Origin of the sequence: Streptomyces sp. NPDC021020, assembly GCF_044333285.1 — a bacterium.
Taxonomy (GTDB): Bacteria; Actinomycetota; Actinomycetes; order Streptomycetales; family Streptomycetaceae; genus Actinacidiphila.
On the sequence record NZ_JBIRQQ010000007.1, the window covers coordinates 133,879 to 154,638 of the forward strand.

Below are 20,760 nucleotides of genomic sequence, written 5' to 3' on the forward strand. Positions count from 1 at the left end.
GCCTGCTGTTCAGCGGGCGACGCCCAGGACCTCGGCGATGGCGCTGTTGGTGGTGTCGGCGACGTACAGGACGCCGGTCGACAGGTCGACCGCGACGGCGTAGGGGGTGTTGAGGTACGAGGCCGACGGGGCCTGGCCGCTGCTCTCGCCGCCGGCCGTGGGCGCCGCGGCGTTGACGACGGTGGTGATCGTCCCGTCCGGGGTGACCTCGCGGATCGCGTTGTTGAAGGTGTCGGCGACGAAGAGGTCGCCCGCGCTGTCGACGGCCACCCCCTGCGGGGCGTTGAGCTGGGCCTTGACGGCGGGGCCGCCGTCGCCGGACCAGCCGCCGCGGCCGTCGTTCTCGGCCCGGTCCTTGGCGTAGTTGCCCGCCACCGTCGTGATGGTGCCGCGCCTGGCGTCGACCTTGCGAATCACGTTGTTGGAGGCGTCGGCGATGTAGACGTCGCCCTGCCGGTCGACGGCCACGCCGGTGGGCATGCGCAGCTTCGCCTTGCGGGCCTGGCCGCCGTCGCCGGAGTACCCGGCCTTGCCGCTGCCCGCGAAGGCGGTGATCCTGCCGTTCGGCAGGAGCTTCAGGACACGGTTGTCGAACGTGTCGGCGATGTAGACGTTGCCGGCCGTGTCGACCGCGACCGCCTGCGGGTGGTTCAGCGGCGTGCTGGTGGCGACCCGCTGCTCCTGGCCGGACAGCCCGGAGGAGGAGCCCTTCGTGCTGCCGGTGCCCGCGACCCGGTGGATGACCCCGTCGGGGGTGATCTTGCGTACGACGTTGTCGGCGCTGTCGGCGATGTAGAGGTCGCCCTTGGCGTCCACCGCGGTGCCGCCGGGCTGGTAGAGGGTCGCGGCGGTGGCGGGACCGCCGTCGCCGCTCGGGCCGGAGCCCTCCAGCGAGCCGGCGACGACCTTGCTCTGCCCGTTCGCCAGGGCGGCGATGACGTTGTCACCGGTGTTGGAGGCGTAGACGACGCCGCCGGCGGCCGAGACGCCGGCCGGGCGGTAGAGGCCGCCGGCGGGCGGCAGCGGCAGGCCCGTGGTCGGGTCGATGCGGACCTCGCCGCCGCCCGCGGCGTCGTAGGGCAGGGTCTGCAGGATCGGGCCGGACGGCCGGGTGCTGTCGCCGATGACCAGGCTGAGGTCGTCGGCCTCGCCGTTGTTGTCGGCGCCGGTGTTCACGGCGGTCATGGTGATCTTCAGGACGACCTTGGCCGAGCCCGCGGGGACGGTCCCGTACCAGGCCTGCGGGACGAGGCTGGAGACGGAGCCGCGCTGGTTGGCCTTGACCGGGCCGATGCTCGCGACCGTCAGCGTCCTGCCGCCGGCGTCCTGGAAGGCGGCGGTCACGACGGCGTTGTCGTTCTGGGTGGCGTAGCCGCCGAGCAGAGCGGAGAGCTTGAAGGACTTGCCGGCGACCGCGCCGAGCGGGCCGAGGTCGATCGGCTGGGTCTGCGTGGTGGCGACGCCCGCGATCGCGTTCTGGGGGTCGTGGCCGCCCCAGAAGACGCGGGTGCTCGGGCGTACGGGCGGGTAGCCGGACGGCGCCTGGGCGTACGACTCGGCGACCGCCCGGGGGGCGGGCAGCGGGGAGGCGCTGGTCCAGCAGTCCGGTACGGCCACCGGGGCGTCACCGGGGGCGCCGAACCACACGTCGGAGGTGTACTCCTCCGCGCCCGGGTTGGAGACGAGGTTCCGGTCCAGGGCGGGGGTCACCGGGTCGGGGCAGTTCGGGGCCGTGCCGTGGCTGCCGGTGGTGAGGTCGTAGTTCTGCCCGTGGCTGCCGGACGGCGTGGGGTCGATGACGAAGCCGAGGTCGTCGGCGATGCCGTTGCTGTCGCTGCCCGCGGAGATCGCGGTCGCGGAGATCGTGACGACGACCTCGGCGGTGCCCGGCGGCAGGGTGCCGAGCGTCTGGGTGGGCAGCATGCCGCTGTCGGCCGGCGTGCCGCCCTTGGCCGTGAGGTAGTCGGCGGCCGCGACCCGCTCGGCCTCGGTGATCGGCCCGATCTGCGCGCTCGCCAGGACGGTGCCACCGGCGTCCTCGAACGCCGCCTGGACCACGGCGAAATCGCCCTGCGTGGAGTAGCCGCCGAGCTGGCCGGTCAGCGCGAAGGGGTGGCCGCCGGCGTCCATGCCGCTGACGTCGATGGTCTGGGCGGCGGTGGTCGTCACGCCCTGGACGTCGTTGCGGAAGCCCGGGGCCGGGGTGAAGCCGGGGTTTGCGGCGGCGGTCGCGCTGGAGTTGGTGCCGCCGAAGAAGTACCGGCTTCCCTCCAGGCCCGGGTAGGGGCCCTGCTGGGTCCTGGACTCCACGACCGCGTCGGGCGCGGGCAGGTCGCCGTGGCTGGTCCAGCACGCCGGTACGTCGACGGTGGCGTTCGCCTGGCCGGGGTTGGTGACGCCCCCGCCGGTGCCGTACGGGTACGGGACCGCGTCGTGGTCCTCGGCGCCGGGGTTGGAGATCAGGTTCTTGCCCGGGCCGCGCTCGGCGGGGTGCGGGCAGGTGGCGGTCCGGTCGTAGTCCTGGCCGGCCGGCGGGACCGCGCCGTCGCCGATGACGAGGCTGAGGTTGTCGGCGCTGGCGTCGTTGTGGCCGGCACCGCCCATGGTGAAGGTCAGGGTGACGACCACCCGGGTCGCCCCGGCGGGGACGGTGCCGTAGCCGCTGCGCGGCAGCAGGCTGGAGGTGTCGCCGCGCTCGGCCGCCAGCACCGGGCCCAGCGTGGTGACCGCGGGGCGGGCGGTGCCGTCGTCGACCGGGTTGCCTTCGGAGTCCTCCCAGGTCGCGCTGACGGAGGTGGCGTCGTCCTGGTCGGCGTAGCCGCCCAGGCTCGCTTCGAGGGCGAAGTGCTTGCCCGCGGTGTCGCCGAGCGGGTCGAGGTCGATCGTCTGGCCGGCGGTGGTGACGGTGTTGGCGGGCGCCTTGTCGTTGGCGCTCTTGCCGCCGTAGAAATTCCGGGTGCCGGCCTTGCCGGGGTAGGAGGCGGCGACCGCGCTGGCGATCTCGTTGGCCGGGTCGGTGCCGGCGATGGTGGAGGTCAGCGACCAGCAGTCGGGCAGGAGTACGGCGTCGGGGTCGGCGACCCCGCTGCCCGCGGTGGTGCCCGCGCCACCGGGCAGCTCGCCGCGGGTCGTGGCGTACTCCGCCCCCGGGTTGGAGATCAGGTTGGCGCCGAGCGCGGCGCCCGCGAGCCCGGTGGCCGTCGAGCAGTACGCCGAGCCCGTGAGGTCGTAGGACTGCGGGGACGCCGTGAACGGCGTCGCCCCCGTCGCGGCGCCGGCCGACGGCAGCCCGACGATCGCGAGCCCGGCGGCGACCACCGCGACGGCGGCCTTGCGCTGCGTCCTCCCACCCCACAGGCGCCTGCGCCACTTGCCCAGCCCGTTCAACGCCACCGTGCCGCCTTCCGTTCGCCGAGTGCTGCCGGTGAACCGGCAAACGGCGAACTCCACCGGAAGGTGCGTTCGCCCTGGCGTACGTTCGGCCGCTCAGGTGAACGAGCGTCAAACAAGCGCGGATCAGCGCGTGTTGGATCGGCGAACGGTTCTCCCGGGGAGGCTCCCCGCCGCCCGCGTGACCACGGACGACGCACGGCCGCTCCCGGATCCGCCACCGCCCGGCCCCGCCCCGTCCGGCACCTTGTAGTCTCGTCCGCATGACGGACCCCCGGGCCGGCCGCCGCTGCCACAACCCCCTCAACGCCCTGCACTCCGCGGTGTACTTCTCGCCGGAGTTCGACGCGGAGATGGAGGCCCTCGGTCTCCCCAAGGGGCCCGGCGCCTACTTCAGCGCCGCGGGCTACTTCGGTGCCCGCTCCGCGGCCATGGGCGCCGTCGGCCCGGGTACGGTGACCGCGACCTTCTTCAACTTCGCCCACGCGCTGGTCGCCCGGCACGTCCCCTCGGTCTGGGCCGTCGCGACGCCCGACCAGCTGCTCGCGGCCCGGCTGCGCGCCGTCGACAAGCTGCTGCGGCGGCTGCTGGGCGACGCGGCGGCGGCCTCCGCCGAGACGGCCGAGGCGGCCGGGCTGGCCCGGCGGGCCGCGGAGGGCTGCGACCGCGCGGGCCGCCCGCTGGGCGCCGCGGAACTGGACCAGCCGGTCGCCCGGGAGCCGCACGTGGCGCTCTGGCAGGCGGCCACGGTCCTGCGCGAGCACCGCGGCGACGGCCACATCGCGCTGCTCACCCACGCGGGGATGGACGGGCTGGAGGCCCTGGTCTCCCACACCGCCTCCGGCCGCGGCTTCACCCCGGTCTTCGCCCGCGCGACCCGCGGCTGGAGCGAGGAGGAGTGGTCGGCGGCCGCGGAACGCCTGCGGGACAAGGGCCTGCTGGACGCCGCCGGCGAGCTGACCGAGGCCGGGACGGCGCTCCGCGCGGACCTGGAGCACGAGACGGACCGGCTGGCCGCGGCGCCCTACGACGGCCTGGGCGCAGCCGGGGTCGCCCGCCTGACCGACCTCGCGGGCGGTCTGGCCGCCGTCGCGCTGGGCAACGGGGCGTACCCGGCCGGGATCTTCGGCCGGGGCTGAGCGGGACCCCGGGGCTACGCCGCCCGGGCGCTACGGCCAACCGGGCTACCTGCGGTGCATTCGATTTCGAAAGCAGCCGTTTGCCCGACTCCGTACCGTAATACTCCTCCTGTCTTTCCCATCGGCATGACGGAGCAGGAGGCAGACCGCGTGAAGACCCTCAGGAATCTGGCGGCGGGTGCGGGCGCCCTGGCGGTGACCGCCGGGGTGGCGTTCGGGACGCAGGGGGCGGCCGCGGCCGACCGCTCGTCGGACCCGACGCCGCAGGCGATCGTCGCGCAGCAGTTCACGCTGCGCCTGGCCGCGAGCCCCGGCGAGGTCGCGAACGTCCGCGGGGCGGGCAGCTCGGACGGCGTGCCGGTCATCCAGTACCCGCTGACCAACGGGGCCAACGAGCGCTGGGAGCTGGACGCCGCCGGGGGCAGCTACTACACGATCAGGTCCGTCAGCAGCGGAAAGTGCGTCAACGTCGCCGGGGGCGGCACCGCCAACGGCACCGAGGTCATCCAGTACACCTGCGGAACCGCCCCCAACGAGCTGTGGCGGTTCGTCCCCGCGGGCATCGGCTACCAGATCGTCGACAAGTCGGCCAACAAGTGCCTGAACGTCGCCGGCGGACTCGGGATCGGCCGCCTCCTGATCCAGTACGACTGCACCGTCCCGGGCTCGCCCAACGACGTCTGGCTGCCCGTCTGGGAGCCCAACGAGCGCTGAGCCCGCGCTCACGGCCCGGCCGCCGGACGCGGCCGGCGCCTTCTCCGGGGTCCGGGGGCCGAGGGCCGGAGGCCGGGTTCCGGGGTCCGCTCAACTCCTGTGACGCGTGCGCCGCCGTACGGGGAAGGCGCAGAGCAGGGAGGTGGTGCGGATGGACGGCAAGGACCGTCTGCTGCTCGGACTGCTGGCGGCTGTCGCCGTGGTCACCCTGGTGGTGGCGCTCAGGCTGCTGATCAGGCTGATCCGGTCACGGCGTCTGCTCAGGGCCTCGGGCGTGGACATGTCCCACAAGGCGATGTTCTGGGCGTCGGTGGCCTATCTGGTCTGGCCGGTGGACCTCCTGCCCGATCCGGTCTACCTCGACGACATCGGGTTCCTGCTGCTCGCCCTGCGCTCGCTGGACGCGGCCGCGCGCCGCCACGGCCTACCGACCACGCGCGACCGCGGGGCCAGGAGTCCCCGCGGCAAGGGCCGTTGACCGCGGCCGGGGATCACCGGGCGTCCCGGGCGGAGCGCCGTACGCGGCCGCGCCGCGGGGCGGCCGGGGCCAGGGAGGCCCGCTCGGCGTTGTAGTGCGCGCCGATGAGCAGCGCGAGGTTGGTGAACCACAGCCACACCAGGAAGGCGACGGCGCCGGACAGCTGGCCGTACAGCCGGTCGTAGGTCCCCAGGCGTGTGGTGTACGTCGCGAAGCCGGCCGAGCTGAGCAGCCACAGTCCGATGGCCACGCCGCCGCCGGGCGCGGACGTGCGCAGCCCGCGGGTCGCGGGCGGCCCCGAGCGGAAGAGGATCAGCACCGTCGCGGCGGCCACCGCGACCAGGCCGGGCCAGCGCAGCCCGCGCCACGCCGAGACCAGGGAACTGCCCAGGTGCAGCACCTCGCCCGTCCTGCGGGCGAGTTCGCCGCTGACGACCACGCAGATGGTGCTGCACACCATCAGGACCAGCAGCAGGAGCGCGGTGACGACGACGCGCGGCGCGGCGCGCCACGCGGGCCGGTGGTCCGCCACGCCGTGGATGTGGTGCAGGGCGCGCCGGAAGACCGCCGCGTAACTGCACGCGGCCCACGCGGCTCCCGCCCCGCTGACGGCGGCCAGCGAGGTGGTGCCCGAGGCGTCCTCGGCCAGGTGCCGCAGCGCGTCGGCGACCAGCGGGCGCGACTGGCCGGGCATGAGCGCCTCGAGTCCGCCCGGCACCCCGCTGCCGTCGGGATTGCCCGTGAGCCCGACCAGGGACAGCGTCATCAGCAGCGCGGGGAAGAGCGCCAGCACCGTGTAGTAGGTGAGCGCGGCGGCGCGCTCGGTGGCGTCCTTGTCCCAGGCCGCCGCCAGGGCGCGGGCGAGGGTCCCGAGCGCGGCGAACGCCCGTGCCACCCGCCGTGTGCGCCGCCGTTCCTTGCCGGCCGGTCTCTCCCGGCCGGTCTCGGACGGCGTGCCCTCGCCACCGGACATGTGCTCCCCCTGTCGCCGACGTTCCCGCGCCGCGGCCGTCACCGGACCGGCACCCGCACTCCGCCCATGGCGGCCGCTTTCCCCCGCCGCGCGCTCGCACGCACGCACGTGCGTACCGGGCGGGCGGAACCGGAAGCGGCCCCGTCGCGGGGCGGGCTGGAAACGCGATCCGGGGGTAGGAGCCGAGCACGACGGCGTTCCGCCCGTGCGTGTTCCGGGCTTCCGGCGCCGGTGTCCGGTCTCCTGAAGGGCACGGTGAGTCAGGGTGCAGCATCGAATGGAGATGGTCGGTCAGGGGTGGGCCCCCGGGAGCCCGATGTGGGATTTCGTGACCGTGCTCGTGATCGCCTTCTCCCTCGCGACCATTGTCCGGCTGCTGCGCAACAAGCAGTAGCGTGAACGAGCAGTAGCGTGAACGCGCCCGCAGGACAATTCCCGTCCTGCGGGCGCGATGTGCCGGGTGCACGCGGCAGCCCCGCCGCACGAGAAGCACTTTCTCGTGCGGCGGGGCTGCCGTCGGTGAGGGGCCGCCTCCCTCAGAAGCGGTGGTGGTGCCGGTGGCCGCGGCCCGTGTACAGGGGGGTGATGAGGCTGATCAGGACAGCTGCGGCGCCGATCTGCAGCGCGTGCCGGATCCAGTCGACTCCGTTGGTGTCGGCGACGCCGAAGGCCGAGGCCAGGCCGTTGCCCAGCAGTCCGCCGATGATGCCGAGGACGACGGTCAGCCACAGGGGGACGGGCTGGCGGCCCGGCAGTACGAGCTTGGCGAGCAGACCGATGATCAGGCCGGCGATGACGGCCCACAGGATTGTCATGACACTCCCAACCTTTCCGGGCAAGTGGTTTCGGTGAACGCCCAATGTCCGCTTGCCCCCTCCGACTCCGGTCACTCCTGGTGGTGTTCCGCGCGATGTGGCGGAACTCCCGGCCATCTTCGGGCGTGCGGCGGGCACACGACCCACGAGGAGGTATGTCATGAACACGGGAGATGTGGTCAGCCGCACCCCCTGGTGGGCGCGAGTCGTCGTCGCACTGGCGGGGCTGATGGTGCTGGTCCTCTTACTCGGCGGGCTGCACCTGCTGCCGGGACTGCCCAATCCGTTCGCCGAACGGACCAACGACCGCAGCGGGCCCGTCCTGCTGAAGTCGATCCAGGACATGAGCCGCTACGAGGGGGCGAGCGGCAACTTCGAGGTCGTCGTCGACCTCCAGAAGGACGCCAAGTACCTGCCGGACATCGTGCACGGCGAGCGGACCCTCTACGTGGGCGCGGGCAGTGTGGACGCGTACGTGGACCTGGGCTCGCTGAAGTCCGGCGCCGTGACGGTGAGCGACGACCGTACGTCCGCGGCAATCCGGCTGCCGCACGCGGCGCTGGAGCGGACGAGCCTCGACCCCGAGCACTCCTACGTCGTCTCGCAGAAGCGCGGGCTGTTCGACCGGGTCGGCGACTTCTTCGGCAGCGACACCGGCAACGCGCAGAAGCTCAGCATCCTGGCCGCGCAGAAGATCCAGGACGCGGCCAAGAAGACCGAGCTGACGACCCGGGCCGAGGCCAACACCCGGTCCATGCTCCAGGGCATGCTCACGTCGCTCGGCTTCACCAGGATCAGTATCAGTTTCGGTCCCCCGCCCGCGACCCCGACCCAGCACCCGTCGACGGCGTCCCCGTCCTCGTGACCCGCCCCGCGGGGGCGTCCAGGAAGTGGACGGACGGGTGCGGGTGCATCAGGAAGTCGTGGTGGGAGATGTTCCAGGCGTACGCGCCGGCCATCGCGAAGGCCACGCGGTCACCGGCGCGCACACCTTCCACCGGCACCGCGCGGGCGAGCACGTCCTTGGGCGTGCACAGCTGCCCGACGAAGGTCACCGGCCCGGGACCGCAGCCGGGCCGCGGCCAGGGGTGCGGCCACTCCCGCACCGGCAGCACCGCGCAGGGCTGGTCGTGGCCGCGGGTGGCGGGGGTGCGCAGATGGTGGGTGCCGCCGCGCAGCACGGCGAACCGCGTGCCGCGGCTCTCCTTGACGTCCAGGACCTCGGTGACGTACCAGCCGCAGTAGGCGGTCAGGGCGCGGCCCGGTTCGATGCGCAGCCGCAGGCCCGGATGCGCGCGGGCCAGACGTGCGAGGGCGGCGCCGTAGCCGGCCCAGTCGAAGCGGGCGCCGGGATCGCCGTAGTCCACGTGCATCCCGCCGCCGACGTTCAGCTCCCGCAGCCTGGCCCCGTGGCGCCGGGCGAGGTCCGCTGCCTGCGCGGCCACCGCCTCGGCGACGCCGGCGAGTTCCGGTGCGGGCAGGCCGCTGGCGACATGGGCGTGCATCCCCGCGAGCGCCAGCTGCGGGGTGGAGCCGTCGGTGAGCGCCCGCAGGGCGGCCCGGGTGTCGTCGTGGTCCATGCCGAAGGGCGAGGGGCCGCCGCCCATGGCCAGCGCGGCCGAGTCCGGGAGGCGTTCGGGGACGGCGGGGTTGAACCGCAGCAGGACCTGCGCCGGCTCCGCCCGCCCGGCCGACAGGTGGGCCAGGACCCGCAGTTCGTGGCGGCTCTCGACGTGGAAGCGGGACACCCCGCGGTCCAGGGCCGCCCGGATCTCGGCGGGAGTCTTGCCGGGTCCGCCGAAGGCGATCGGACGGGTGGGGATCTCCCGGGCGACGTGGGCGAGTTCGCCGCCGGAGGCCACCTCGAAGCCGTCCACGTGCGGGGCGAGGGCGGCGAGCAGCGGCGGCTCCGGGTTGGCCTTGGCGGCGTAGTACAGCTCCACCGCGGTCGGCAGCGCGGCCCTGACCGCCGCCGCGTGGCCGGCGAGCCCGGCCAGGTCGTAGACGTAGGCGGGCAGTTCGGCGGACGGCAGGCCGTCGAGGGCCGCCCGCACCCGGGCGCCGGTCACGCGTGCTCCCGCTCCGCCGGGCGCGTCCGGGGGCGCAGCGGTGAGGGGAGGCGGACGTAGTCCGCCCGGCGGTCCGCCGCGCGGTGCCAGCGGGCGAGGAGGTTGGCCTTGGCGGGCAGCGGCTCGCCCGCGAGCAGCGCGGTGACGCGGGGATGGCGGCCGTGGGCCGTGGCGCAGGAGGCGAGCGTGTCCCGTACCGCGGACCACAGGGCGGGTTCGGCGGGAGGGCAGATGTCCGCGAGCGCGGCCAGCATGTCGCCGACGTTGTTGACGAGCAGGCAGTAGGCCAGCCGCGTCCAGCCCTGCTCGCCGTCGTAGGTGAGCGGGCCCGCTACGTCGGGCGGCAGGGCGTCGAGGGTGTCGGCGTGGTGCTCGCGCAGCAGCTTCGTGCCCTCCAGGTCGCGGAAGAGGACGGCGACCGGCAGGCCGTCGGCGGCGACGCACACCAGGACGTTCTGCAGATGGGGTTCGAGGACGACGCCGTGGTCGGTGTACGCGGCGAGCACGGGCGGCACCAGCAGCGCGAGGTAGGCCCGCCACCAGCGCAGGACCGCCGCCGGTCCGGCGTCCGGCGGCAGCAGGCGGCTGATGTGCGCGGGCCCCGTGGGGTATTCGTCGGCGACCGCCGCGGCCAGCAGCGGGGTGGCGCCCGGCGGCGTCCCGGCGGCGAGGCCCTCGCGGACGATCACCCCGAGGCCCTCCAGGACGTCGAGGTCGGGCGGGCCGCCGGGCCCGGGCAGGAGCACGCTGCGGTAGGCGGGCTCCCTGAGGATCGCGTGGCCGGGGAAGCGCGCGGCGAGGTCCGCGGCCACCGGGCCGAGCAGCCGGGTCAGCGCGACCGCGCCGCGCAGCTCGTAGCGGGCGTTCTTGCGCAGGCAGTTGGTGATCCGGACGTTCAGGCTGAATTTCAGGAAGCCGTCCCGCCCGTGCAGCGTGCGCACCGACGCGGTGGCCGCGAACCGCTCGTCGCTGAGCCCGAGGTCGCGGATGTCCCCGCGGCCGAGCGCGTCGCGCAGGAGCGGATTCCGGCGCAGCAGCTCGTACTGCCACGGGTGGACGGGCAGCAGCCGGTGGCCGGCGGGTGCCCGGCCCAGGGCGTCGAGCGGCGCGGCCGCGCCCGGCTCCGCCTGCTCCTCGGCGACCAGCGCCTCGCGGACCGCGAGCAGCCGCACCGGGAAGACGGCACCGGCCTCGGGCGCGTACGCGGACCAGTCCGCCGCGGCGGTGCCGGTCTCGCGGGCCTTGGGGGCGGGGTGGAAGCGGTGGCCGAAGACCAGGGAGCGCTCGGAGGCGAGGTAGCGGCTGCGGGGGTCCTCGCCGGCGGCCGGGCGGGGCAGGGCGAGGGCGGCGGCGACGCCCGCGTGGCTCGCGGCGACCTGGGCCAGGAACTCCTCGTTCGGCACCCCGGTCTGCGCCGTGAGCGCCGCGTGCAGGTGCGCGGCCAGCGCGTCCCACTCGACCGGCGTCCAGCCCCCCGCGGTGTGCCGCGAGACGGGGCCGGTGAAGCGGTGCGCCCCGAGGGCGGAGGCGCGCCGCACGCCGACCCGCAGGCGTGTCCCGTCGTGCGGGAGGCGCAGCACCAGGTGGTCCCCGCTGAGGACGGCCCATCTCCGGGGGCCGGCGACCTCGCGCAGCAGGCAGTTGAGCAGGGTGTGGGCCACCGCGTCGCCGGGTGTGGGCAGCCGGTGCCCGCGGGGGCGGGACGGCGGGATGTGCGTCGTGGTCATCGAGGCTCGCGCAAGAGGTAGTTGGGGCCGGTGGTGTAGTGCTTGTTGATGTCGGAGGCGCCCGAGCGGCGCTTGGTGAGCAGGGTGCCCGCGGTCACCATCGCCTTGACCGGCAGCCGGTCGGCGTCGAGCACCGCGGCCCGCAGCGTCCGGGCCGGGCCCGGCGCCGTACGGGCCAGCCGGGACACCGCCTCCGCCAGCCGGTCGCGGACCAGGCCGAGCAGGTCGGGCCGCCGGGCGCGGCCGGAGTCCGACAGGGCGATCGCGAGGGCGCCCGCGCACAGGTGCACGGTGACGGTGGTGAACAGCGCGACCAGCGGGGCGTCGTCCTCGACGGTGATCCGCGCGTCGTCGAAGTCCGCGGGGCCCGGCGGGCCGTGGCCGAGGGTGGCGGCGAGCCGGCGCCGGTGGACGCGCAGGCCGTCGTCGTCCTTGAGGAGCAGCCGGACACCGGTGGCGCCGCTGTGCTCGTCGAGCACCAGCGAGACGTTCTGCTGGTGGGACTCCAGCGCCACCCCGTAGCCGAAGAGGGTCACCTGCCAGTCCAGCAGCAGGGTCAGTACGGCGTCGAGCAGCGCGACCGGATCCCCGCCGGTGTACCGGTCGGCCAGGTGGTGGGCCACCGGGCGGCCGCCCGGCGCGGGCGCGGGCAGCGCCGCGAGCGGCAGGACGGTGGAGCGGTCGAGCCCGGCGGGCAGCCGGCGGACGAGTACGGCCAGCAGTTCGTGCCCCGCGTGCAGCCAGGCGGTCTCGTCGCAGTGCAGCACCCGGCCGTGGAAGCGCGGCTCGCGCATCCGTACCGCCTCCAGGAGGTGCTGCGCGGCGGCGCCGTCCACGAGGGTGCCCGGCTTGATCGTGCGGCGGTTCAGCAGGCCCAGGGTGGAGGTGGCCAGCGGCAGCTTGAGGTGGGTCCCGGGGTGGGCGCGCACCGCGACCGTACGGGTGGACAGCGTCGGTTCGACGGTCAGGTACGGCCGCTCCGCGAGCACCGCGCTGTCGCACAGCCCGGCGTCCCGCAACAGCTCCCGCAGCGGCCCGGCGGCGGTCAGCGGGTGCACGGGCAGGGCCAGATGCCCCTCGTCGCGCCCCGTCGCCCCGAGGTCGCGGGGCGTGGGCCAGAAGCCGGGCAGGGGCGCGCTGTCCGGCAGGTGGACCGTCATTGCCTCGCGGGGCACGATCAGCCAGCGCAGCGCGAAGGAGGGCGCGAACTCGGGGGCGTAGCGGGTGAGCCGGCCGGCCGTCAGCCCGGTGCGGGCGGCGCCGGTCGGGTAGAGCGGGTGGCCCTGGCGGGCGGCGAGCGTGTCGAAGCCGAGCGAGGCGGCGAGGCCCTGCCAGGCCGCGGGATCCGGCCCGTGCCGGGCGGTGAGCCGCGCCGCCGTCCGCTCGCGGGTGGCCGCCTGGAGCCGCAGCGCCGCGAGGGCGTCGCGGAATTCGCGGGCGAAGGCCGCGAAGCCCGGGCGGTCCTCGGGCGCGGCGTGTTCCGCCAGGGCGGCGAGCACCTGCCGCCCGGTGGTGAGGTCCCGGCCCTCGCGCCCTTCGCCCCCCTCGGCCCGCAGCAGCGGGAGACGGGCGGCGTACTCGCACTGGAAGCCGTCGTCCTCGACGGGCAGCAGCAGGTCCGGGCGGTCCGGCCGCCCGGCCGGGCCGAGGCGGAGCCAGCGGCCGTCGGCCCGCTCCACGACAGCGGTGCGGGTCCGCAGCCCGCAGACGTCCTCGCGCAGCAGCGTGCTCAGCACCCGCAGCAGCAGGGCGGCCTCGACCGGGTCGGCGGGCCCGTCCCCGGGCCCGGGGGCGGTCACGGGGTGATCTCCCAGGTCCGCGCGGCCACGAAGGCGTCCACCGCGCGGTCCACCGCGGGCCGGTCGGGGCCGAGGGCGCGGACCACGCCGAGGAGGTCGCGGTTGGTGTGGTGGACCGGCCGGCGGGTGCCGATCGCGCGCAGGGGGCGGTAGGCCAGCCGTACGCCGTCCACGTCCAGGTCCTCCGGGCCGGGCGCGGCGGTCAGCGTGCCGGGTGTGCGGGCGTACGGATAGGACAGGCAGCCGGTGGCGGCCGGGGCGGGCCAGGGGTCGGCGGGCAGCCGCTCACCCAGGTGCACCCGCAGGATCCACTCGAACAGCGGCACCGCGAGCAGGTCCGCCAGCAGGAGGTCGCACTGGTCCCCGATGGCCCGGTAGTTGACCTCGACGACCCTGGCCCGGCCGTCCGACAGCACGAACTCGGTGTGGCAGGCCCCGAACCCCACGCCGAGGGCGTCGAGCTGGGCCAGCACCTCGGCCACGGCCGCCGCCGGCAGTCCGGGCTCCCAGGTCAGCCGCTCCTCGATGAAGTACGGCGGCGCCGAGAGCCGGGTGCGGAAGCCGCCGAGCACCCGGCGGACAGCGCCGTCGCCCAGCGTCTCCAGGGTGTGCAGGGTGCCCGGCAGGAACTCCTCCACCACCAGCGCCTCGCCCGGGCGCCGGGACCGGATCTCCGCGCAGCGGGCGATCAGCTCCGCGTGCTCCCCCACGAGCACGACGTCCTCGCTCGCCACCCCCTCGCGCGGTTTGACCACGCAGGGGAAGGGGATGTCCGCCGACGCGAGCACGGTCGCCGGGTCCTGCCCCGCGGGCACCTCGGCGGCCCGCACCGCGACGCCGGCCGGGAGGTCCGCCGCGGCAAGGCACCGCCGCATCTCCGCCTTGTCCTTGGTGCGCAGCGCCGCCCGCCAGTCCTTCGCGGGCAGCCCGAAGTACGCGGCGGCCAGCGCGGTCTGGGCCTGGAGGTGGTCGCTGTTGCTGAACACCGCGTCGGGCCTGCGGTGCGCCGACACACGGGAGACCACCGCGCGGAAGTCCCGCACGTCGCACTCCAGGACCTCGACACCGGCGTACGCGTCGCCGCCGACCGCGCGGTGGGCCGCGGGGGTGTCGGTGAGCACGGTGACGGCCAGTCCCAGCCGGCGGGCGGCGGGGAGGAAGCCCTCGGTGACGGAGTCCGTCGGATTCAGGGCCAGCAGGTACATCTGCACAGGCGTCAGCTTCCGTGCGGCGGCGGCGGTTCGGGGGCCGGTCGCAGCCGGCGGCGGGCCGGGCTCCCGGCGCGACGAGCTTAGGTTAGGCATGCCTTACGTTGTCAAACCGGCCGTCCGCGCGTCGATTTGACGGCCGGTCATGATCGTAGTGAGGTTAGCCTTACTTGCCCTGGAGGAAGGCGGGAGCACCCGTGAGCCTGGCCCATGTCTACCGGCGGCTGGCCGAGGCCTGCCCCGTACTCGGCCTCACCGTGGGTGCGCCAGGCCCCGAGGACGGACCCGGATGGGTGAACGGCTCCGCCCTGGCGCACGACGAGGCCGCCCTGCGCGACTGGCTGGAGGCGGGCGCCGCCCGCATCGAGGACGGCCACGGGAAGCGGGTGCGCCCGGACGTGGTGGCCTCCCGCGCGCTGCACGCCTACCTCTGGTCGGCCTGCCTGCTGATCAGCGGGCCCTGGTATCTGGAACGCCGTGTCCCCCGGCTGCGCCCCGGGCACGTCTGGCTCGGGCCCGGCGCGGGCCTGCGGGTCGCCGTCCCCGGCTCCTTCAGCTGCCTGCCGGGCGACCCGGCGGCGGGCCGTCCCGGCGCGACCGTGCGGGAGGGCGAGGAGGCGCTGCGCGCGCAGCTGCGCCGCACGGTGGCCGACCACGCGGCGCCGCTGCTGGCCGCGCTGGGGGCCCGTACGCGGCGCGGCGGGCGCGCCCTGTGGGGCATGGTGGGGGACGACCTGGTCTCGGGGCTGTGGCGGCTCGGCGCCGCCCTGGGCGACGAGGAGCACGGCGCCGCCATGGCCACCCTCGTGCTGCCCGCCCCGCAGCCGCCCTTCCCCGGCGGTGCGGACTTCCGCTGGCTGCCGGCCGCGGAGGCGGAGGCGGGGCGCCTGACCCGCACCCGCACCGGCTGCTGCCTCCACTACGCGATCGACCCGCAGGGCGTCTGCGGGACCTGCCCCCGCCTCGCCGCCCGCCTCTCCGGCGGCGAGGCGGCCTTCAGCGGCGCCGCAGGTCCCGAGAAGCCGGCACCCGCCCCCTGGAAGCCCGCGCACCGCGGCCCGGCCGGGCGAGCCGGTCCGAGGGGCGCGGCGGGCGGCCGGAGCGCCGCCGCCGGTCACCCGCCCGCGAGCCGCGCCGCGCGCCCCGGGCCGTCGTAGCCGGCGGGCGCCCGCCGGTCAGCTCAGCGCCGCACACCCCGGGCCTTCGCCGGTCAGGTCAGCGCCGCGCGGACGGCGGCCTCGACCCGGGCGGCGACAGCGGCGTGGAAGGCGGCGTCGGGGTGCACATACGTGGCGCGCCGGTCGCCGGAGCACGTCAGGGTGAAAGCGCCCGCGGTGAGTTCGTTCGGCCAGTAGGGCCCGGCAGTGCCGCAGACGCCCTCCACCCACCTCTTCGCCGCGGGCCGGCACACGTCGTGGCCGACGCTGGGGGCGGCGGTGTCGAGGTAGGTGTCGCCGCTCAGCTCCGTGACGGCCCGGATGATCCGGTTGAGGCGGGCGGTCACGTCGTGCAGCCAGGTGATGTCCCCGTGCGTGACGGAGGCCAGGCCGAGGCCGCTGATGCGGGCGGCCAGTTCGGTGGTGTCCTGCCGGTCGCAGCCGGAGGCATCCGCGGGGAAGATCGTCGGGTAGCCGATCGTGACGACCGCGGCGTGGGGCGACCTGCGGCGCACGGTGGCCAGCATGGCGGCGTACTCCTGGGCGACCCGGCCGTACGTGGCCTCGATCGGCTCCGGGGCGAGGGCCGGGTCACCGCTCTCGAAGGCGTCGCGGCAGGGCGTGGCGTCGTCCGGCCGGCCGAGACCGACGACGAGGCAGGCGAGGAACATCGGGCCCAGGGACAGGCTGTTGGTGCCCGCGCCGATGGTGACCACGTCGGTGCCGGCGTCCAGGCCGGCGCGGTCGATCTGCGGGGGCACACTGGGCCAGCCGCCGGCCGGGGGCTGTACGGGGCTGATGGGGGTCTGCCGGGTGGTGGTGACGTCGGTGACCGTGGCGCCGCTGCAGCTGGCGTCGCTCAGGGTCACCCGCCGGCCCCCGGGCGGGTGGGCCGCGAGCGCGTCCGCGACGAGGTGCGGGTAGGAGCCGGTCGTGCGGTCGCAGCCGTCCCGGTCCGGGCTGCCCAGCGCCGGGCTCGGGTCGCCGACGAAGATGCCCGCCGTGTACGAGTCGCCGAGCGCCGCCCACCGGGCGTTCCGCGGCGCCGCCCCCGCCGTGGCGGGCACGGCGGCGGCGGACACCACGGCGGCCAGCGCCAGCGGCACCGTGCGGCGGATGAAGGTCCTGGCCGGCGCGGAGCGGTGGGCGGGCCGCTCCTGTGCGCCCGCCGCGGGTCGGGGCATGCTGCTGCGGAACACGTGGTCCCTCCTCGATGATCAGTTGCCGTGCGTACCCGGAATGCGACGTTACGTAGTCGTTCTACCCCGCGCGCGGCCCCGCCTCTTCCGCCGGGAGGTGGGCGGTGTGCGGCGGCTCAGCAGCGGACCGGGTCCGCCCACGCGCCCTTGCGGGCGTGGTGGGCCCAGGCGACCAGCACCGCCAGGGCCGCGGTCGCACCGCCCAGCGTCATGACCGCCGACGGCGAGGAACGGTCGACGACCACGCCGCCGACGAGCGCCCCGACGGAGATGGTCGCCTGGAACGAGGCGGTGAACAGGACGGAGGACGCCTCGGGCGAGTCCGGTGCGGCCCTGGCGAACCAGGTCTGCGAGCACACGGGCACGGCCCCGTAGGCGGCCCCCCACACGACCAGCATCGCCACCGCCCCGAGGTCGCTCCTCCCGGCGGTCGGGAGCAGCAGCGTGGCGGCGGCGATCGCCGAGGCCGCCGCGGCGAAGGCGGCCCTCGGGTGGCGGGCGGCCACCGCTCCGCCGGCGAAATTCCCGGCGACACCCGCCGCGCCGTAGACGAGCAGGTAGACGGTGACCAGACCGGAGCCGGCGTGCGTCACGTCCGTCAGGAACGGCGTCACGTAGGTGTACGTCCCGAAGTGGGCGAGTACCACGAGGAAGGTCATCAGCAGGGCGAACCTCGTGCCGACGCCGCGCAGCATGCCGCCGAGGACGTCGAGGCGGGTCGCCTCGTACGCGGGCAGCGGCGGGACGACCGCGAGCAGCAGGGCGAGCACGCCGAGGGTGAGCAGGCCCATCGCGAGGAAGGCGCTGCGCCAGCCGGCGATGTCGCCGAGGAAGGTGCCCGCCGGGACACCGAGCACCGAGCCGAGCGGCACGGCGGAGAAGATGACGGCCGTCGCGCGGGGCACCGACCCGGCGGGCACCAGGCGGCCCGCGAGTCCCGCGCTGATCGACCAGAAGCCGCCGATGACGACGCCGACCAGGACGCGGGAGGACAGGATCACCCAGTAGGCCGGCGCGAGGGCGGCGGTGAGGTTCGCGAGCGCCAGCAGCGCCATGAAGGCCGCCAGCATCAGCCTGCGGTCGACGCGGGCGGTGGCCGCGGTGACCAGGGGCGCCGAGACGGCGGCGAGGAGCCCCGGCATGGTCATCATCAGTCCGGCCGTTCCGTCGGAGACGGTGAAGGTCGAGCCGATCGGGGTCAGCAGGCCGATCGGCAGGATCTCCGTGGTGACGACGGCAAAGATTCCCGCCGTCACGGACATCACCGCCAGCCAGGACACCAGCCGGGAGCGGGCGGGCGTGCCGGACCGTTCGACGCGAGGGGATGTTGCTGTGGGCATGGCTCCGCCCCTGTTCTGCTGAGGACCACACGGGATGTGATCTTCAGTAGAGCAGGGGCGGAGCCAGGTCTCCGGCGGGTTTCCGACACCAACGGCAGGGGCTCGCGCCGGACACCGCTTCGGGGGGCGGGCCGCCCGGTCGGGGGCGGCCCGCCCGGCGCTCACTGGGCGGTGAGGGTGAAGGACTGGGCCGCGCCGCCGGTGCAGGTCCACTGCTGGAGGCGGGCGCCGTCCGCGGTGGAGACGTCGGTGACGTCGAGGCACTGGGCGGTGTTGCTGCGCGGGGTGAAGGTGTACGTCCCGTTGGCCCCGGCGACCGGCTTCCACTGCTGGTTCGTACCGGCCCCGTAGGCCCACAGCTGGATCTTCGCGCCGCTGCCGGCGCCCGCCCCGCCGGTCACGTCCCACGCGGCCGTGGCCGACCTGCGGCCGACGACCTTGTAGTAGCCGCTGTCCGTGGGCTGGAACTGCCACTGCTGGTTGGCGCTGCCGGCCTGGCAGGACCACTGCTGGACGAAGGCGCCGTTCGCCGTCGAACCGTCGGTGTCGTCCACGCACTTGCCGCTGTTGGTGTTCTTCACCGTGTACCACTTCGACGGGTCCACCGGGCCGCCGCTGCCGCCCGCACCCGTGGTGACCGTCGCGGTGTTCGACGCCGCCGAGGCGTTCCCCGCCGCGTCGACCGCCCTGACGGTGTAGGAGTAGCCGGTCGAGGCGCCGAGGCCGGTGTCGGTGTACGAGGTCCCCGTCGCGGTGCCGACCTGCGTGCCGTTGCGGAGGATCTGATAGCCCGTCACACCGACGTTGTCGGTCGAGGCGGACCAGTTCAGCGACACGGTGGTGCCCGACGCTGTCGCGGTCAGCCCCGTGGGGGCGGTCGGGGCCGCGGTGTCGGTGCCGCCGCCGGACCCGGCGGGCCACAGGTAGGTGCCCACGGTCTTGGCGGGCAGGGTGGCGCTGACCTGCTGGCCGCCGGCCCGGAGCGTGACCGGCTGCGCGGAGCCGGTCTGGTTGACGACGACGGTCACCAGGGTGCCGTCGGGGTTGAGGAAGGCGACGTTGGTGACGCTGCCGCTGCCGCCGTTGTTCGTGGCCACCCGGGTCGCGCCGCGGGCGACGAACTTGGAGAACTGGGCGATGATGTAGTAGTCCGGCAGCGCCCAGTACGTGTCGGGGCTGCCCGGTGACTGGATGAGCATGCTGGGGTCGGGCGACCCGGACCACTGCTCGGGGCCGCGGTTCTGGTCGAGCATCGTGACCCAGTCCTCGTACATGATCGACTGGTTGCGGAAGTACTGGACGATGCGGTCCGCGCCGGAGGTGCCCCACACCGCGCGCTCGGTCATCGCGACGTCCTTGGCCGGGTAGGCCGCCTTCACCTGCGACATGGCCGACGGGTCGCCGCCGTAGTCGTGGAAGGCGACACCGTCCACCGCGGAGAAGGCGTCGCTGGGCGAGCCCGGGCTCCCGAGGACTCCCGCGCTGTAGTTCACCCCGTCGGAGAAGTTGTGGTCGAACGCCCAGATCCTGGTGCCGGACGCCCCGTTGGCGTCCAGCTCACCGCGCAGGGCGGTGGCGATCCGGCGCTCCTGGTCGGCGGTCAGCGTCATGCCGGGGTAGTCCGGCGGCGAGAAGAGCGGTTCGTTCTGCATCGTCACCGCGTACAGCGGCAGCCCCTGGCCCGCGTAGGCGGTGACGGCCTTGCGCAGATAGGCCGCAAGAACCGGGATGTTGGCGTCGGGGAGGGTGCCGCCGATCAGGCTGTTGTTGGCCTTCATCCACGCCGGCGGGCTCCACACGCTGCCGAACAGCAGCAGGTCCGGGTTGATCGCCTTCGCCTCTTTGAGCACGGAGATGATGTGGTAGTCGATGTCCTTCTGGATGGAGAACCGCGACAGACCGGGATCGGCGGCGCCGTCGTCGTAGGTGTAGAACTGCCGCGAGGTGAAGTCGCTGGTGCCCAGCGGGATGCGGGCGACGTTGAAGCCCGCGCCGCCCACCGGGTCGACGAGCTTGTGCAGCGCGGCGGTGCGGGCGGCGGGGCTCATCCGGGACAGGTTGTAGATCGTCGACTCCTCCAGCGAGGAGCCCACGCCCAGCACGGACTGGTAGCGCGTGCCGGTGTCGGCCGTGATGGTCGCCGAGCCCGAGGCCGCCGTGACGCTCAGGTCCGGCTGCCTCGACAGCTGGTACGGCGTCGCGGCCAGGCCCGTGGCGGGGTCGGTGAACCAGTTCCCGCTGCTGGGGCCGTACCCCGGCGCGGTGGACTCCGAGCTGAGGTACACCTGCACCGCCGTGCCGGCCGCGGCGGCCGGGGCCGGGTTCACGGCGCCCAGTACGGCGGGGGCGAGCAGCGCGACGGCAGCGGCGGCGCCGGCGGCCACGGTGGCGGGGCGCCGGCGCCCGGACCGAGGGCGGGCCTGTGCGCGGGCGCGGGACCGCAGGCCGCGTATGCGTCGTACATCCATGGGTTCTCCTGCTGAAGGTCGGAACGGGTGGGGGGTTGCGACAACCTGCGACGGTTCAAAAGTTGTCGCCAACAGCTGCGTTGACGCCGTGTTGCCTTCAGCAAACAGACTGTGGAGCAGCCCATGGCCCGGGTCAAGGGGGCGAAGGACAGGAGTTCCACCGCTTTTTGTTACAGTGTTTTGTTTCACCCGTCCTTGCGTGAGCGGCGCACTCCGGGCCTTCAGATCGGGGGAAGCGGGCGGCTCACGGGCGGGGCGCCGCATCGTTTTCATTTTGTTTCATC

General features: G+C 74.9%; 15 protein-coding genes. 5 read left to right on the top strand and 10 right to left on the bottom strand.

Going from position 1 to position 20,760, the window contains the following annotated elements:
• Positions 1 to 9: 9 nt before the first annotated feature.
• Positions 10 to 3,393, bottom strand: a complete 3,384-nt coding sequence (locus tag ACH4SL_RS21985) for a hypothetical protein (RefSeq protein ID WP_398448047.1) — start codon at positions 3,391 to 3,393, stop codon at positions 10 to 12.
• Positions 3,394 to 3,653: 260 nt separating this feature from the next.
• On the opposite strand from ACH4SL_RS21985, the gene ACH4SL_RS21990 reads away from it, so the two are divergent.
• The 3 genes from ACH4SL_RS21990 (at position 3,654) to ACH4SL_RS22000 (ending at position 5,721) form a co-directional block, all read left to right on the top strand.
• Positions 3,654 to 4,529 (top strand): hypothetical protein, encoded by an 876-nt coding sequence (locus tag ACH4SL_RS21990; protein WP_398448049.1) that lies wholly within the window; start codon positions 3,654 to 3,656, stop codon positions 4,527 to 4,529.
• Between the two features lie 150 nt (positions 4,530 to 4,679).
• A complete protein-coding gene (locus ACH4SL_RS21995) occupies positions 4,680 to 5,243 on the top strand; it encodes an RICIN domain-containing protein (RefSeq protein ID WP_398448051.1) in 564 nt (187 codons plus the stop codon).
• Between the two features lie 151 nt (positions 5,244 to 5,394).
• The gene (locus tag ACH4SL_RS22000; protein WP_398448053.1) at positions 5,395 to 5,721 is read left to right on the top strand and encodes a DUF1232 domain-containing protein; all 327 of its coding nucleotides are present in this window, start codon (positions 5,395 to 5,397) and stop codon (positions 5,719 to 5,721) included.
• Between the two features lie 13 nt (positions 5,722 to 5,734).
• On the opposite strand, the gene ACH4SL_RS22005 is transcribed toward ACH4SL_RS22000, so the two are convergent.
• Together ACH4SL_RS22005 and ACH4SL_RS22010 are read right to left on the bottom strand one after the other, a co-directional pair.
• Positions 5,735 to 6,694 (bottom strand): YihY/virulence factor BrkB family protein, encoded by a 960-nt coding sequence (locus ACH4SL_RS22005; RefSeq protein ID WP_398448055.1) that lies wholly within the window; start codon positions 6,692 to 6,694, stop codon positions 5,735 to 5,737.
• 536 nt (positions 6,695 to 7,230) lie between these two features.
• The gene (locus ACH4SL_RS22010; RefSeq protein ID WP_398448057.1) at positions 7,231 to 7,509 is read right to left on the bottom strand and encodes a GlsB/YeaQ/YmgE family stress response membrane protein; all 279 of its coding nucleotides are present in this window, start codon (positions 7,507 to 7,509) and stop codon (positions 7,231 to 7,233) included.
• Positions 7,510 to 7,669: 160 nt separating this feature from the next.
• Here ACH4SL_RS22010 and ACH4SL_RS22015 point away from each other — a divergent pair, with 160 nt between their 5' ends.
• On the top strand, positions 7,670 to 8,374 hold the full coding sequence (locus ACH4SL_RS22015; RefSeq protein ID WP_398448059.1) for a DUF4230 domain-containing protein: 705 nt from the start codon (positions 7,670 to 7,672) through the stop codon (positions 8,372 to 8,374).
• Here the strand turns inward: ACH4SL_RS22015 and ACH4SL_RS22020 are convergent.
• From ACH4SL_RS22020 to ACH4SL_RS22035, 4 genes are read right to left on the bottom strand one after another with little or no spacing between them, the layout of a single operon-like run.
• A complete protein-coding gene (locus ACH4SL_RS22020) occupies positions 8,310 to 9,578 on the bottom strand; it encodes a type III PLP-dependent enzyme (protein WP_398448061.1) in 1,269 nt (422 codons plus the stop codon). The two genes, ACH4SL_RS22015 and ACH4SL_RS22020, sit on opposite strands and share 65 nt — an antisense overlap.
• Positions 9,575 to 11,305, bottom strand: coding sequence for an IucA/IucC family protein (locus tag ACH4SL_RS22025; RefSeq protein ID WP_398448063.1), 1,731 nt, complete (start codon positions 11,303 to 11,305; stop codon positions 9,575 to 9,577). Before ACH4SL_RS22025 ends, ACH4SL_RS22020 begins: the two co-directional genes overlap by 4 nt.
• Complete coding sequence (locus tag ACH4SL_RS22030) at positions 11,302 to 13,104, bottom strand: IucA/IucC family protein (protein ID WP_398448065.1); 1,803 nt, start codon at positions 13,102 to 13,104, stop codon at positions 11,302 to 11,304. The genes ACH4SL_RS22025 and ACH4SL_RS22030 overlap by 4 nt, the downstream gene beginning before the upstream one ends.
• On the bottom strand, positions 13,101 to 14,315 hold the full coding sequence (locus ACH4SL_RS22035) for an acetyl-CoA carboxylase biotin carboxylase subunit family protein (protein WP_398448067.1): 1,215 nt from the start codon (positions 14,313 to 14,315) through the stop codon (positions 13,101 to 13,103). The genes ACH4SL_RS22030 and ACH4SL_RS22035 overlap by 4 nt, the downstream gene beginning before the upstream one ends.
• Before the next feature lie 194 nt (positions 14,316 to 14,509).
• Here ACH4SL_RS22035 and ACH4SL_RS22040 point away from each other — a divergent pair, with 194 nt between their 5' ends.
• Entirely contained in the window at positions 14,510 to 15,469 is a 960-nt protein-coding gene (locus ACH4SL_RS22040; RefSeq protein ID WP_398448069.1) for a (2Fe-2S)-binding protein, read from the top strand.
• Positions 15,470 to 15,522: 53 nt separating this feature from the next.
• Here the strand turns inward: ACH4SL_RS22040 and ACH4SL_RS22045 are convergent, their stop codons facing one another.
• From ACH4SL_RS22045 to ACH4SL_RS22055, 3 genes are all read right to left on the bottom strand, one after another.
• Positions 15,523 to 16,668 (bottom strand): SGNH/GDSL hydrolase family protein, encoded by a 1,146-nt coding sequence (locus tag ACH4SL_RS22045; RefSeq protein ID WP_398448071.1) that lies wholly within the window; start codon positions 16,666 to 16,668, stop codon positions 15,523 to 15,525.
• Positions 16,669 to 16,784: 116 nt separating this feature from the next.
• Complete coding sequence (locus ACH4SL_RS22050; RefSeq protein WP_398448073.1) at positions 16,785 to 18,008, bottom strand: MFS transporter; 1,224 nt, start codon at positions 18,006 to 18,008, stop codon at positions 16,785 to 16,787.
• Between the two features lie 161 nt (positions 18,009 to 18,169).
• Positions 18,170 to 20,476 (bottom strand): RICIN domain-containing protein, encoded by a 2,307-nt coding sequence (locus tag ACH4SL_RS22055; RefSeq protein WP_398448075.1) that lies wholly within the window; start codon positions 20,474 to 20,476, stop codon positions 18,170 to 18,172.
• Positions 20,477 to 20,760: the final 284 nt, after the last annotated feature.

Excerpts from the sequence above, each read along its gene's own strand:
- ACH4SL_RS22025 (WP_398448063.1), bottom strand. The coding sequence starts at position 11,305 with ATGACCACGACGCACATCCCGCCGTCCCGCCCCCGCGGGCACCGGCTG.
- ACH4SL_RS22005 (WP_398448055.1), bottom strand. The coding sequence starts at position 6,694 with ATGTCCGGTGGCGAGGGCACGCCGTCCGAGACCGGCCGGGAGAGACCG.
- ACH4SL_RS22015 (WP_398448059.1), top strand. The coding sequence starts at position 7,670 with ATGAACACGGGAGATGTGGTCAGCCGCACCCCCTGGTGGGCGCGAGTC.
- ACH4SL_RS22050 (WP_398448073.1), bottom strand. The coding sequence starts at position 18,008 with ATGCCCACAGCAACATCCCCTCGCGTCGAACGGTCCGGCACGCCCGCC.
- ACH4SL_RS22055 (WP_398448075.1), bottom strand. The coding sequence starts at position 20,476 with ATGGATGTACGACGCATACGCGGCCTGCGGTCCCGCGCCCGCGCACAG.
- ACH4SL_RS22010 (WP_398448057.1), bottom strand. The coding sequence starts at position 7,509 with ATGACAATCCTGTGGGCCGTCATCGCCGGCCTGATCATCGGTCTGCTC.
- ACH4SL_RS22000 (WP_398448053.1), top strand. The coding sequence starts at position 5,395 with ATGGACGGCAAGGACCGTCTGCTGCTCGGACTGCTGGCGGCTGTCGCC.
- ACH4SL_RS21990 (WP_398448049.1), top strand. The coding sequence starts at position 3,654 with ATGACGGACCCCCGGGCCGGCCGCCGCTGCCACAACCCCCTCAACGCC.